At 59.2% G+C, this 12,788-nt stretch carries 11 protein-coding genes; 2 read left to right on the forward strand and 9 right to left on the reverse strand.

Annotation, left to right across the window (positions count from 1 at the left end):
• Positions 1-9 precede the first annotated feature (9 nt).
• A complete protein-coding gene (locus AC13Q5_RS24385; RefSeq protein WP_488503442.1) occupies positions 10-1,953 on the forward strand; it encodes a MacB family efflux pump subunit in 1,944 nt (647 codons plus the stop codon).
• Positions 1,954-2,410: 457 nt separating this feature from the next.
• Here AC13Q5_RS24385 and AC13Q5_RS24390 read toward each other — a convergent pair whose 3' ends face one another.
• The 9 genes from AC13Q5_RS24390 to AC13Q5_RS24430 all read right to left on the reverse strand — a co-directional run bounded on the left by AC13Q5_RS24390 (position 2,411) and on the right by AC13Q5_RS24430 (position 12,084).
• On the reverse strand, positions 2,411-3,013 hold the full coding sequence (locus tag AC13Q5_RS24390; RefSeq protein ID WP_075854654.1) for an alkylhydroperoxidase domain protein: 603 nt from the start codon (positions 3,011-3,013) through the stop codon (positions 2,411-2,413).
• Between the two features lie 125 nt (positions 3,014-3,138).
• Positions 3,139-3,768 carry a CMD domain protein gene (locus tag AC13Q5_RS24395; protein WP_488503443.1) on the reverse strand — a complete coding sequence of 210 codons (630 nt, stop codon included), beginning with the start codon at positions 3,766-3,768 and terminating at the stop codon, positions 3,139-3,141.
• A gap of 26 nt (positions 3,769-3,794) precedes the next feature.
• Positions 3,795-4,847, reverse strand: a complete 1,053-nt coding sequence (locus tag AC13Q5_RS24400) for a putative FMN-dependent luciferase-like monooxygenase (protein ID WP_488503444.1) — start codon at positions 4,845-4,847, stop codon at positions 3,795-3,797.
• Positions 4,848-4,851: 4 nt separating this feature from the next.
• Positions 4,852-6,531: a dipeptide ABC transporter ATP-binding protein gene (locus tag AC13Q5_RS24405; RefSeq protein ID WP_488503445.1), complete on the reverse strand. Its 1,680-nt coding sequence runs from the start codon at positions 6,529-6,531 to the stop codon at positions 4,852-4,854.
• Positions 6,528-7,445, reverse strand: a complete 918-nt coding sequence (locus tag AC13Q5_RS24410) for an ABC transporter permease (RefSeq protein ID WP_488503446.1) — start codon at positions 7,443-7,445, stop codon at positions 6,528-6,530. The genes AC13Q5_RS24405 and AC13Q5_RS24410 overlap by 4 nt, the downstream gene beginning before the upstream one ends.
• Positions 7,445-8,386 carry an ABC transporter permease gene (locus AC13Q5_RS24415; RefSeq protein WP_075854659.1) on the reverse strand — a complete coding sequence of 314 codons (942 nt, stop codon included), beginning with the start codon at positions 8,384-8,386 and terminating at the stop codon, positions 7,445-7,447. The genes AC13Q5_RS24410 and AC13Q5_RS24415 overlap by 1 nt, the downstream gene beginning before the upstream one ends.
• Before the next feature lie 62 nt (positions 8,387-8,448).
• Positions 8,449-10,074 (reverse strand): TIGR04028 family ABC transporter substrate-binding protein, encoded by a 1,626-nt coding sequence (locus AC13Q5_RS24420; protein ID WP_488503447.1) that lies wholly within the window; start codon positions 10,072-10,074, stop codon positions 8,449-8,451.
• A gap of 232 nt (positions 10,075-10,306) precedes the next feature.
• On the reverse strand, positions 10,307-11,509 hold the full coding sequence (locus tag AC13Q5_RS24425; RefSeq protein WP_488503448.1) for a M20 aminoacylase family protein: 1,203 nt from the start codon (positions 11,507-11,509) through the stop codon (positions 10,307-10,309).
• A 44-nt stretch (positions 11,510-11,553) separates the two neighbouring features.
• On the reverse strand, positions 11,554-12,084 hold the full coding sequence (locus AC13Q5_RS24430; RefSeq protein ID WP_075854662.1) for an OsmC family protein: 531 nt from the start codon (positions 12,082-12,084) through the stop codon (positions 11,554-11,556).
• Positions 12,085-12,583: 499 nt separating this feature from the next.
• On the opposite strand from AC13Q5_RS24430, the gene AC13Q5_RS24435 reads away from it, so the two are divergent.
• Positions 12,584-12,781 carry a hypothetical protein gene (locus AC13Q5_RS24435; protein ID WP_075854663.1) on the forward strand — a complete coding sequence of 66 codons (198 nt, stop codon included), beginning with the start codon at positions 12,584-12,586 and terminating at the stop codon, positions 12,779-12,781.
• The last annotated feature ends 7 nt before the right edge of the window (positions 12,782-12,788 follow it).

The following is a 12,788-nucleotide window of genomic DNA, read 5'->3' on the forward strand; positions in this document are numbered from 1 at the left end:
GTCGAGACCATGCCCGAGCTGCTGTCGCTGAGAAATGTCTCCAAGAGCTACATTAACGGCGATCTTTCCACCGCTGTCCTGCACGATGTTTCCCTTGATATCGCCGCCGGGGAATTCGTGGCGATCATCGGACAGTCCGGCTCCGGCAAGTCGACATTGATGAACATTCTCGGCTGCCTGGATCAGCCTACCGGGGGTGAATACAGTATCGACGATGAGCCCGTGTCGCAGCTGCACGGCGACGCACTGGCCGCCCTTCGCCGCAAAACCTTCGGCTTTGTCTTTCAAAGCTACAATCTCATCGCGACCGCGACAGCAAGGGAGAATGTCGAGGTTCCGGCAATTTATTCCGGCATGTCCGCTCGCGCGAGGCATGAGCGCGCCGAAAGGCTGCTACATTCCCTGAAACTCGGAGATCGGCTGGATCATCGTCCAAGCCAGCTCTCGGGCGGTCAACAGCAGCGTGTGTCGATCGCACGCGCCCTGATGAATGGCGGCCGCGTGATCCTGGCGGATGAGCCGACCGGCGCGCTCGACAGCGCAAGCGGCAACGATGTCATGGCGCTGCTGCGCAGCATGAACGACAAGGGCCACACGATCATCGTCGTCACCCATTCGCGATCCATCGCCGAACAGGCCGACCGGCTGATCGAGATTCATGACGGCCGGATCGTCAGCGATCGGAGACAAAAGAAACAGGGGAGCGTGGTTCGCCCCCTGCTGTCGCAGCTGTCGGCGGTAGAAGGATCGGCGGCGATCGCCGACATGAGCGAAGCTGTGAAAATGGCGCTGCGGTCGCTCCGCGCCAATCTCTTTCGGACCATCCTGACGTTGCTTGGCATCATAATCGGCGTCTGCTCGGTCGTCGCTATGCTTGCGATCGGAACCGGCGTGCAGGAATCGATCCTGAACCGCATCACTGCGATGGGATCGAACCTACTGATCGTACACCCGAACATGGCCAATTTCCGTGGCAATATCGACAATGCCAGCGCCACGCTGGTATCCGCCGACGTTGATGCGATGCTTGCCATCCCAAACGTCGCCTTCGCGGTGCCTGAAATGCAAAAGGCGGTCACAATCCGTCGCGGCGGCATCGACTATCGTACCACCGCCAACGGCATCGTACCCCAGTTCACGGCCGCGAAATCCTGGCAAGTCCTACGCGGAGAGTTTCTGAACCAGCAGGACGTCGACAGTTATGCGCCGGTGGCGGCGCTTGGCCAGACCGTCGCCAAGGCGCTGTTTATGGAAGGCGAGAATCCGATCGGACAATATGTTCTGGTTGACCAGGTCCCGTTCCAGGTGATCGGGATCATGACGGAAAAGGGAGCGGGCGCAGGCATAAACGACCAGGACGACGTTGTCCTCGTACCTTTGACAACCGGCAGCGTGAGACTTTTCGGCGAGCACAACGTTCGTAGCATCACCGTTCAGGTAAGGGATAGCGCCGCGCTCGAAGCCACCCAGCAGGCAATACAGAAACTGCTGGATGAACGGCACAAGCGTCAGGACACGCAAGTGACCAATATGTCTTCGGTGCGGGAAACCTTTGCCAATACCTTCGCGATGATGAAACTCTTCCTGGGATCCGTCGCGGCGATCTCGCTGCTCGTAGGCGGAATCGGGATCATGAACATCATGCTTGTCAGCGTCAGCGAACGCACGAGAGAGATCGGCGTAAGAATGGCGACTGGCGCGCGTCGACGCGATATATTGTGGCAGTTCATCATCGAAACGATGGTCGTTTCCATCGTTGGCGGGGTGATGGGCATTGCCTGTGGGATCGGCATCGGTCTTCTGGCCCACCTCGGCGGACTGCCGGTGAGCTTTACCCCAGGTCCTATCGTGCTCGCACTTGCCTGCTCGTTTCTGACGGGGCTTCTCTTTGGTCTGCTACCAGCACATAAGGCGTCCCACCTGCATCCGGCCGTGGCCCTTAGCTCGGATTAAAGCCAGCCTGACTGCATCACGCCTTCAGAGTTAGGTAGTAACGCCTGTTGAACTTCTGCCCTGACTTGTCTCTCGCCTGGAGGTGACCCACTCGGCGAAAGCCTGCATATGAATCGCCAGGTCCGGAAGTACGCCCCAGAGACCGAATATCGTTGAACTAGTTTTCGGCATCGAACCGAGCGCCCTGACGGAAGTCGTAGCCCTGCTCGCTCGGAACCTCGGGCACAGGGCGCATGGCAATGGAGAACACGGGTCTCTCCCATCGAAATGCTAGCAGCAGAGCCAGTGAACGCGCCTCATGGTAGGCTTTCGCTATGGGTAAGTTATCTTGCGCTCCGCTCCCGACAACTTTTCTGACGGCAAAGGGCAAGGCCATGAGTAAGCAAGAATCCAACATAACTGCCAGGCGACGCGTCAAATGCCAATGAATACCCGGATTCACGCACGATATGAGGCTTCAGACCGCAGGTGTCGGCTCGCCCAAGGAAAGCATCAGCCGGTTCGCCCAATTGAAGAAGGCAGCCCCATGGATCACGTCCGCTATCTCCAGATCGTCTAGACCCTCCTCGCGCAACCTGACGATCTCTTCGGCTCCGAATTGCGATGGCGTCGCCGTGAGCGCGGCTGAAACCTCGACGACGGCATTCCAGCGGCTGCCAAGGTCCGCCTGAAGCCCATCATCCAGCAGACGCTGCACGTCATCCGTCCGCTTGGAATGATGAGAGGCGAAGCGAGAATGGACCGATGCGCAGAAAATACAGCCATTCGCCCGCGATGCCGCCGTGGCAGCCAGTTCACGCTCAGCGCGGGGAAGGCCCGCCGAGACATTGTAGAAGATATCCTTGTCCGTCTTGGTACGGGCCTGGAGGATGTCGGGGTCGCGCACCAGCAACATGAAGTACGGCGACTTCGCGCGGGATGCGTCCACAAGGCCTGCCCAATGACGCTCGGTCAGATCGGCTTCGTCAATTGGCTGCAGCCAGGGCGTCCAGCCGATTTCGGCTTGGGTAAAGACATTTGGCCGGTTTGCGATTTCGGGATGAATGACGGTTTCGGTCATGAAAGGATTCCTTGTTCGTGCGACTAGAGCAATCCCAGGAAAAATGCGTAACGGTTTTCCGTCCGGAATTGCGTGAAAACAAAGAGATAGAGCGGTTCGAAGATTCAGCGAAAAGCTGAACCGCTCTAGGCTTGCGCGACCTGTCCGATATTGGCCGGGCTCTTCGCGAGCGCCCTCAACCCGGCGACCACCCTGATCTGAAACGCCAGAAATGCCGTGATCTGTGACAAGGTGACAATGCCTGTGGTCGTCCAGCCGGCGTCCAGCAGCTTCTGCAGCGCCGCAGCGCTTGCCTCCCTCGGACGGAAGACCAGAAGATGGCTGTGCTCGAGCGCCGCGCTGAGCTTCAGGTCCAGAAGTTTCCGGCTTTCGCCCGAAACCTCATAGACGAGGCCCGGCCGGTCCTCGCGGGAAAGCGGGCCAGCCGGATAATGGCCGTAAGGTCCGGTTGTATCGCCGGCCTCCAGCTCCGCGCCGATGACGGCAACGAGCTCGGGGCCGTGTGCCTCATCCCGCAGCTTGGAAGAATAGAAATTCGCGATTTCCGGTGCCTTGTGAAGGCCGGCGACAAAGGCGGCGACAGCAAAGCGCTCCGCCGGGGTCACGCGTCCCCAATGCGCGGGCTCGAAAAGAGCTTCATAGCTCTTCTGAGCATTGAGGCGCGTCTCGGGCCGTTGTGCCCGAAGGCTGTCAAGATCGGACCCAGGATCTATTCCTGCAAGGAAATCGATGACGTCTCTGATCTGCAAAGTCATAGTCTATGCCTTTTCTTCGGATGCAGCTATTGGACTTGTGCCGCCAAGCGGCGTTCATTTCCGATGGGGCGCTGTTGTATCCAACCAAGCGCTGGGGCGACATGAGCAGCCGTCAGTTCCAGCGAGCGCAGGATATGTTCATGCGGCGGATCGACGGAATGCACCTGAAAGACCAGGTCCGTGACCCGCGCCAATGCTGTGTCTGCCTGAAGCGATGCAATAACGTCGTCAGGGGTGCCAACGTGAACATCAAACGCTCTGATCAAATCAGCCGTGGTTTCGCCTGGGATCACAAAACCCGTTGCCTTGAAGTGCTCGATGATCCGCCTCAGGCCGATATCGGCAAAATGAAGGGCCTCTTTCCTGCTGTCGGCGACAAAGAGGCTGCGTGAACCCAATATTCGTGGCTGACGCCCTGCCGGCAATGCCGACAGATAGGCATCGATAATGGGATCCTGCAGATCCCACAGCTTGGCGTTCGGCGTCTCGGGCGGCCGAGGCTGCGTGCGCGACAACATCAACCCGTCGCCATCGCGGCCGGCACGTATGCCGCCGCCAACGGAAAATGTCGCCTGCCAGACACGGTCGCGCAAATGCGGCGCTGCCGGATAGAGGTGGTTGCCGCCTGTAAGCTCTCCACCCGCCCAGGCATCGCGCACCAGAGCAAGATGATTGCCGTAGACCTCCGTGCGCTGGCTGCTTTCCAGACCAAAGGGAAGGAAGGCTTGGGGGGTGCCGCCCGTACCGAAGCCGACCTCCAGCCGCCCGCCGAGCAGCTTGTCGAGCACGGCCGTATCCTCGGCGACCCGCACCGCGTTCTCCATCGGCAGCGTAATGACACCCGTCCCCAAACGAATATGCGAGGTCTGCGGGGCCAAGGCTGCGAGAAACACCAATGGCGCAGGCAAGCCACCTTCGTCTCCGTTGAAGTGATGCTGCGCCACCCAGGCCGTATCGAAGCCATGCTTTTCGGCATGGACGATCTGCTCGGCAACCAGCCTGTAGCGGGTTCCGGCATCCACCTGGTCCAGAACCCGGCTGAAGAAGCCCAGTCTCTTCGGTGATGTTGGCGTACTCATGGGATCATCCTGCGCTGATTAAGCTGGGCTTGGTGGCCCGCGGAAACTTCTTGCCTGGCACCGCATCGATCAGCTCGCGCGTGTACGGGCTGCTGGGATTGGAAAAGACGTCTTCGACCCGACCCGTTTCGACCAGCTGCCCGGCGTTCAGCACCGAGACAGTGTCCGCGATCTGTCGCACGACGGCGAGATCGTGGGAGACGAACAGATAAGTCAGCCCGAGCTCGCGCTGCAGCTCGTCCAGGAGAGCAAGGATCTGCGCCTGTACCGTTACGTCAAGTGCGGACACGGCCTCGTCGAGCACCAGGATCTGCGGGTCGAGCACCAGGGCACGCGCAATCGCGACGCGCTGGCGCTGCCCTCCCGAGAGGGCATGCGGCCGACGTTGCAATATGTCGGCTGGCAGCCTGACCTTGTCGAGCGTGGCCGCTACCTTCGCCAGTCGCTCGCGCCGGGATAGGCGTTCGAAATTCAGCAACGGCTCCTCGACGATCCCCGTAATTGTCTGGCGCGGATCGAGCGAACCATAGGGATTTTGATAAACGAGCTGGATCTTCTTGCGCAGCAGTCTCAACGTTTCGCCGCGCAACGAAGACAGGTCGAGCCCGTCGATCAGCACCTGACCCGAAGTCGGCTTCTGAAAGGCGGAAACGATCCTGATCGTCGTCGTCTTGCCGGAACCGGATTCACCGACGATTGCGTGGGTGCTGCCGCGGCGAACACGAAAGGATACATCGTCGACCGCCCGGAAACTGCCGCTACCACCGGCATCGAAATCCTGCACCAGTCTATCGACGACAACGATGTCGTCGGCCGGCGCGACGGATGCAACCGGGTGTGCCGGCGAGGCCTTCGGCCGCGCATTCAACGATGGCGCGTCGGCAAGCAGACGGCGCGTATAGTTGCTTTGCGGGTTTGCGAGGATATCGGCCGTGCGTCCCTGCTCTTGGATGCGGCCGTGCTGCAGGACGATCAGCCTGTCGGATCGATCGGCAGCGACCCCGAGGTCATGGGTCACCAGAAGAACCGCCGTGCCATATTCCCGTCTCAGATCGTCGATCAGATCAAGAATGTGCCTCTGCACCGTGACATCCAAGGCGCTGGTGGGTTCGTCGGCGATGATCAGCGAAGGTTTCAGCGCAATGGCAATGGCGATCAACACGCGCTGACGCATGCCGCCGGAGAGCTCATGCGGATATTGCCTGGCACGCAATTGAGGCTGGCTAAGGCCGACGCGTTCCAGCAATTCGATCGCTTGAACGCGAGCAGCCGCTCCAAAGGCCCTGCCATGCACCGTCAGGATTTCGGCGACCTGTTCGCCGATCGTCCTCACAGGATTGAGCGAATTGCCCGGATCCTGCGGTACGAGGCTGATGATGGACCCGCGAATGCCGTCCAGCCGCTTTTGTGGCCAGCCGGCAATATCCTGACCATTCAGGCGGATGGTTCCCTGCTGGAGAAGGCCACCTTCGGGTAGAAGGCCGATCAGCGCCTGTGCCGTGGAACTCTTGCCGGAACCGGATTCGCCGACGAGGGCGACCACTTCGCCGGCGCGAACCTCAAAGTCAATATCGTGGACAACCGTGCGCTGGACGCTCTTGTCGCGATAGGCAACCCTAAGGCCCGCAACATCGAGGATCGGTGCACCCTTTTCCGCAATCGTTCCAATGATCGGAGCCGTCATTTCCCGATGCCCCCGATTGCCCGGCTGATGCGATTGATGGAAATAACCACCAGGACGACGACAAGACCGGGCGCGGCCGTCAGCCACCAGGCGGTTGCGATATAATTGCGTCCTTCGGCAATCAGCAGGCCCCATTCCGGTGTCGGTGGCGGGGCGCCATAGCCGAGAAAGCCGAGCGTCGCGAGCTGCAGGATCGCCCAGCCGGCCTGAAGTGCCGCAAAGGCGATCACCGAGGTCAGTGAATTCGGCAGGATGTGGCGCCAAAGCACCTTGAGGAATGTCCCGCCGCTTCCGAAGGCGGCCTCGACATATTCGCTTCGGCGCACCGTCACGACTTCGGAGCGAACCAATCGGGCAAACTTGGCGATCAGCGTGCAGCCGACCGCGATCGCGGCATTGACGGTGCCGAAACCGAGCAGAACGATGATGCTGAGCGACAAGAGAAGATCCGGTATCGACAGCATGACATCGACCAGCCTCATGATGACCGTCTCAATCCTGCCGCCGAACGATCCGGCAAGCACGCCGAGCGTCGTGCCGGCCACAAGCGCGATGCCAACGGCAGCGAGCGCGCCCGATAGCGAGTGGATAGCACCATGGACGATGCGGGCATAGAGATCTCGCCCAAGCGAATCCGTGCCCAGGAGATGGGTGGCACTGGGCGGTCGTAGATGTTGCCCGGGCAGGCCCTGGACAGGGTCATAGATCGTAAAGAGGCTTGGGAAGAGTGCCCAAAGGACAGCCAGTGCCAGGATGAGGCACGCAAGGAAGAGACCAGGCTGCATGCGCGGAAAACGCCCGCCAGCTCCGGCGTTCTCGTGAAAATCGGCCTCAAGCGTCACGGGCGATACACTGACTTTCCGGTCGGACGCATCGAGGTCTGCATGATGTCGAGCGGTTTCGATCGTCGCCATCATGCGGCTCCCAGCTTGGTCTTCAGACGTGGATCGAGCACGGGATAGAGAAGATCGACCACGAGGTTGATGACGACGAACGCGGTCGCGGCAATAACGACGATCGCCTGAAGAACGGCGACATCCTGGCTGTCCACAGCCTGTTTCGTCAGCCCGCCGATACCATTGAGGCCGAAGACCGTTTCGGTGATGACCGCGCTGGCGATCAGCTCTCCGAACAGCAAGCCGGCAACGGTTAAAACCGGCAGCAGCGTGTTCTTGGCGACATGCCGCCACAAGACTTTGGCATGAGAAAGTCCCTTGGCCCGTGCCACGGGCACGAAGGGCTTCGTCAGGACCTCGTCTATGTTCTTCAGCAATATCTGCGCGAGCGGCGCCGAAATCGGCACTGCGACCGTCAGGATGGGCAGGAAAAGACCCTCCCATGGACCCGGATTGATGACCGGCACGAGGCGAAGCCGGAAAGAGAATATCTGAATGAGCATGATGCCGAGCCAGAAGGTCGGCACCGATATGAACAGCGACGGAATGGATTGGATCAGGCCACGCAGCCAGGCAAGACCGGAAAGATTGCAGGCGATTGCGATCAGAACGGCAAGAAGCGTCGCCACCATAAACCCCGATGCTGCAAGCAGGAGGGACGGTGGCAGGTTGGTGGCAAGCAGCGAGCTCACCGGAACGCCTGCCTGCAGGGAATAGCCGAAATCCCCCGTCAGAAAATTCCAGACCGCATGGGCATATTGGTGCAGGAACGATCCGTCGGCGCCATAAGCCGCCCTGATATCGGCAAGCTGCTCGGGGCTCAATCCGTAATCCGGGTTCTGGAATTTGATCAGCACCGCGTCGCCTGGCAGCGACTGCAGCAATACGAATGAAACGGTGAAGGCAGCCCACAAGACGAACAAAGCCTGCCCGAACCTCGATAATATGTATCTTGCCATGCCACTACCATGTCTTCGCGGAAGGACGGCCCGGCACCACGCCGGGCCAGCCCCGTTTTTCCTCAATGTTCGGCAAGCCAGGTGCTGTAGAAGGACGGACGTCCGACGGCCTCGAACGCAATTCCCTTCACGTAAGGTGCGCCGGCAAAAACCTGTGGCTCCTCGAAGAACGGGATGACATAGGCCTGATCGAGCAGATATTCCTGCGCGGCCTTTGCCGCCGCCAGTCGCCTGCTACCATCGGTCTCGGAGGCGACGGTTTCCAGGATGCCGTTCAGCTTGTCATCCGAGAAGCTTGCCTTTGGATTGAGGCCACCCTTCTGCAGCAGGGCGTCGCGGTTCTTGGCATAGAACTGGCTCTTGATGACATCAGGATCGGCGCGGCCGACTTCGGCGACGACCAGCGGCGTCTTTGCCGGATCGACATTGTCGGTCACCAGATTTCCCGAGGTGCCAGCAAGAACCTGAAGCTTGACGCCGAACTTGGCCCATTGCTGCGCGACCAGCTGCAATACGGCCTTGTTCTGTGGCTGGGGCAGGGATTCGTAAACGGCAAGCGAAAGCGGCTTGCCATCCTTCTGGCGAACGCCGTCGGCGCCCTTCTTCCAGCCCGCCTCGTCAAAGAGCTTTTCAGCAAGAGCCGGATCATAGATCAGTTTTGACGACAGATCCGCGTAGCCGGCCGCAGCCGACGAGATGATCGATTTTGCCTGCGGATAATTTGCCGAAAACAGCGTATCGACGATTTCCTTGTTATTCGTCGCATGCAGGAGCGCCTGGCGAACCTTGATATCGGCAACGAGCGGATTGTCCGGCCGGAAGGCGACGCTGTCGTTGACGCCGCGGGTTGGCGCCGCATAGATCGAAAAATTCTGGTCGCTTACCTGCTTTTCGTCATAGGCCTGCAGCTGGCGGATGAAATCGGCCTGGCCGGAAAGCAATGCGCCGATGCGCACGCTGTCTTCGCCGGTGACGATGTATTTGATACCGTCCAGATAGGCCCGGCCCTGATGTTCCAGCTTGCTTGGACCCCAGCTATAATCTGTCCGCGCCTTCAGCGAGAGCTGCTTGCCGAGCGTCTCGCTCTCGACGACAAAGGGGCCGGACCCGATGATCTTCGTCGCATCGCCGAGCTGGTCGAAGGACAGCGCCAGCGTCTTCAACGAGACCAGGCCGGACCCGATGACGGACGTTCCCTGCAGAAAACCCGGGGACGACTTCTTGAAATAGAACTTTACGGTATAGGGATCGACGACTTCGCTGTGGTCGTAGTTGTTGATGACCTCGGAAACCGGCTGTTTCAGCTCCTTGTTGCCAAGGCCGAACGTATCATAATTCTTGGCGACGGCATTGGCATCGAGCGGAGTACCATCGGAAAAGGTCACGCCCTTGCGGATCTTGAACGTATATTCCGTCGCCGCATCGTTGACCGCCCAGGATTCTGCAATCCACGGTTCGATCGCGAGCGTCTTGGGGTTCTGATAGGTCAGCTTGTCGGTGATCTGGTTGAGAACGCCGCCGTTCGGATAGAAACCGCCGGCCGGCGGGTAAAGGTTCGTATGCGCCTGCTGCTCAAGGTAAATCAGCGTACCGCCTTTGACCGGCTGGTCATCGGCAAATGCTGCCGGCGCCGCCAATAGCCACACGCTCAGTAAACTTGCCGCTTTGAGTTTGGCTTTGATGCCCATTGTGTAAGCCTCTGTAGGAAAATGCGCATCAACCTACGGCAAACCCCTATCTATCTATAGAATTAATATTCTAATTTCCGCACAGCTCGGGAAACGAACGCGCGACAATCGCACTATGGTCGAATAGGCCCGCCGAGCCGCCTTCGGGCCTATCGCGCCGCAACCTCGGAACCTAGCGGGCCTACGGATCTCAGTCTTGCACCCGGTCGTATCGACCTGGACATCCAACCATTCACGCCGCCTTCAACCTGCTTTCGACAAGACGGGCAAACAAGGTGGCACCGACAGGGAGAATGGCGTCATCGACGATGAAACCGGGATTGTGAGCCGGAACATTGCCGGCGTGCCCCAACGTGAAGAATGCGCCCGGAGCATGCAGCAGCATGTCGGCGAAGTCCTCGCTACCCATCGCCCGCCCAGGCACCGTCGAAACCCGATCCTCGCCAAGAACCTCGCGGCCGATATCGGCGATGATCTCGACATGATCCTGATGATTGGTCAGAACGGAAAAAATGTCGCGGATATCGACGCTGGCTTCGATGTCGTAAGCTGCGGCTATATTGCGGGAAATCGTGGTCAGGCGCTCGCGGATCAGACGCCTGATGTCATCGGAAAAAGCTCGTATCGTTCCGCCGACGCTCGCGCTTTCGGGTATGACATTGTAGGCGGACCCACCGAATATCTTCGTCACGGACAGCACAGCCGGCTCCGTCGGCGGGACGTTGCGGCTGACGATCGTCTGCAGAGACTGCACGAGTTCGGCAATTGCGGGAATTGGGTCGCGAGCGACATTCGGATGAGCGCCGTGCGCACCCTTGCCCTTGAACGTCACGTCAAAAAAATCGGCCCCCGCCAGTACCGCTCCGGCCGAGACATGGAGATGATTGGGCGGCAGTTGCGTCGCATTGTGAAGCCCATAGATTTCGTCCACCGGGAAGCGTTCGAACAGGCCGTCGGCGATCATGGCCCGCGCGCCGCCCAATCCCTCTTCCGCTGGCTGGAAGATGAAGGTCACCGTGCCTGCAAAATCCCTCGTTTCGGCAAGATAGCGTGCAGCACCGAGCAAGATCGTCGTATGGGCGTCATGGCCGCAACCGTGAAACCGGCCGGGATGGACCGAGGCATAGGCAAGACCGGTTTCCTCCGGCATCGGCAAGGCATCCATATCGGCGCGCAGGCCCACCGATCTGTTGCCGGGATGGCGTCCCTTGAGAAGGCCGACAACGCCCGTCTTGCCGATACCACGATGAACTTCGATCCCCCAGGACGACAGCTTTTCGGCGACGATCCCCGAGGTACGCACTTCCTCGAAGCCGATTTCGGGATGGGCATGGAGATCGTGTCGGATTGCGACGAGCTCTGGCTGGTAGCCTTCGATCCGATCGATGATATTCAAAACAGGCTCTCCTGCGAGCGATGCGACGGACTTATTCATGGCGCGGATATCCAAGGATGGAGAAAGACAGAGCAGCGTTCACCTCACGCCGGACGCCTGTGATCGACACGCCCATGTACCTCGTTTCCTCGCTTCAGAAGATTGAGGATTGGGCAAAGCCTCTCCACGGCGGCCTGCAACCTTGCTATCTCCTCCCCGCTTGCAGACGACACCAACGTTACAACGTAATTGATGTCGTGGGGATAGACGGGAATATCGTCATGGCCCTCGGCACCTCCACGCGGATCGATCGAGGCGGAGACTTCCGCTTGCAACGATTCCAACGGTACCCCCTGGTCGGACGCATGAATGAGATATGTATGCGTCAGGCAGCTCGAGAGCGCGCCGAGCAAAAGTTCGGGAGACGAAGGCCCTAGATTGTAGCCGGCAAAATCCGGCGGGCTGTCGGAAATAACCTGAAAGTCCCTGATTCTGATGCGACGCACCCCACTGCGGCCCTCGGCACTTGCACTCGCGTTCAACGTAACTGCGCCAAGCTCCCCGGATTTTACCCGCTTGCGCCGGCTGTGCAGGGCTTCCCGCTTCTGCCCGAGATATTCGTTCAAATTTGTCACTACCGATTTCCTTCACGTCGACGGCTGGCGCCTCAGGCGTCAGTTCAGAACCACAATGATTGACGGCACCATTTATAGCCGGACGCCATCATAATAGTCTATTAAAATTATAGACTATAGGAGCACAGCAATCCCTTTTGACGAGGAGCCGAGACCTCCAGCTACGAAATGGCATCCCTACCCGAACTCCAAAGTCCGATCGATGCCGGATGGCAGCGTCCACGAGCCTTGCATGTTTGACGCGATCGGCTTCCGCCCGGAAATCGAGCGCAGCAATCCCGGTTCGTTAAAGAACACCTGCGCAACCTCCGGCCTCTGCTCTTTAAGAGTCAGCGCATCTTGTATTAGAATTGTTTTTCGCCATGACGCGATTATTTGGCATCATGGAGAATGGTCTTCCGCATTTACCATACATATAATCTATTAAATTGATGGACTAATCGAACTTGGAATGCCCGGATAGTTCGTTCGGAAGAAGCAATTTCAACAGGTGGTGATAATGACCAGACAGGTGATTGAATATGCCGGCATTCCGGTGGGCATCGTCGTTCCGGACAAGGGCGCGCTGAAGTTCATCGCGGTCAAGTTTCATGTCCATGATCTCGACGGCCAACATTTTTCTGCCGCCTCGGACGTGCTGCGAGCAATCCATAAATTGGCATCCACAACGTCTGGCGGCCTCAACCGGGCAGCGTAGAGGAGGC

Source organism: Martinezella sp. CNPSo 3964 (assembly GCF_057784375.1).

Coding starts and splice junctions, on each gene's coding strand:
- AC13Q5_RS24395 (WP_488503443.1), bottom strand. CDS start 3,768: ATGACTTTGCAGATCAGAGACGTCATCGATTTCCTTGCAGGAATAGAT.
- AC13Q5_RS24410 (WP_488503446.1), bottom strand. CDS start 7,445: ATGGCGACGATCGAAACCGCTCGACATCATGCAGACCTCGATGCGTCC.
- AC13Q5_RS24415 (WP_075854659.1), bottom strand. CDS start 8,386: ATGGCAAGATACATATTATCGAGGTTCGGGCAGGCTTTGTTCGTCTTG.
- AC13Q5_RS24405 (WP_488503445.1), bottom strand. CDS start 6,531: ATGACGGCTCCGATCATTGGAACGATTGCGGAAAAGGGTGCACCGATC.
- AC13Q5_RS24420 (WP_488503447.1), bottom strand. CDS start 10,074: ATGGGCATCAAAGCCAAACTCAAAGCGGCAAGTTTACTGAGCGTGTGG.
- AC13Q5_RS24400 (WP_488503444.1), bottom strand. CDS start 4,847: ATGAGTACGCCAACATCACCGAAGAGACTGGGCTTCTTCAGCCGGGTT.
- AC13Q5_RS24385 (WP_488503442.1), top strand. CDS start 10: ATGCCCGAGCTGCTGTCGCTGAGAAATGTCTCCAAGAGCTACATTAAC.
- AC13Q5_RS24390 (WP_075854654.1), bottom strand. CDS start 3,013: ATGACCGAAACCGTCATTCATCCCGAAATCGCAAACCGGCCAAATGTC.
- AC13Q5_RS24425 (WP_488503448.1), bottom strand. CDS start 11,509: ATGAATAAGTCCGTCGCATCGCTCGCAGGAGAGCCTGTTTTGAATATC.
- AC13Q5_RS24435 (WP_075854663.1), top strand. CDS start 12,584: ATGACCAGACAGGTGATTGAATATGCCGGCATTCCGGTGGGCATCGTC.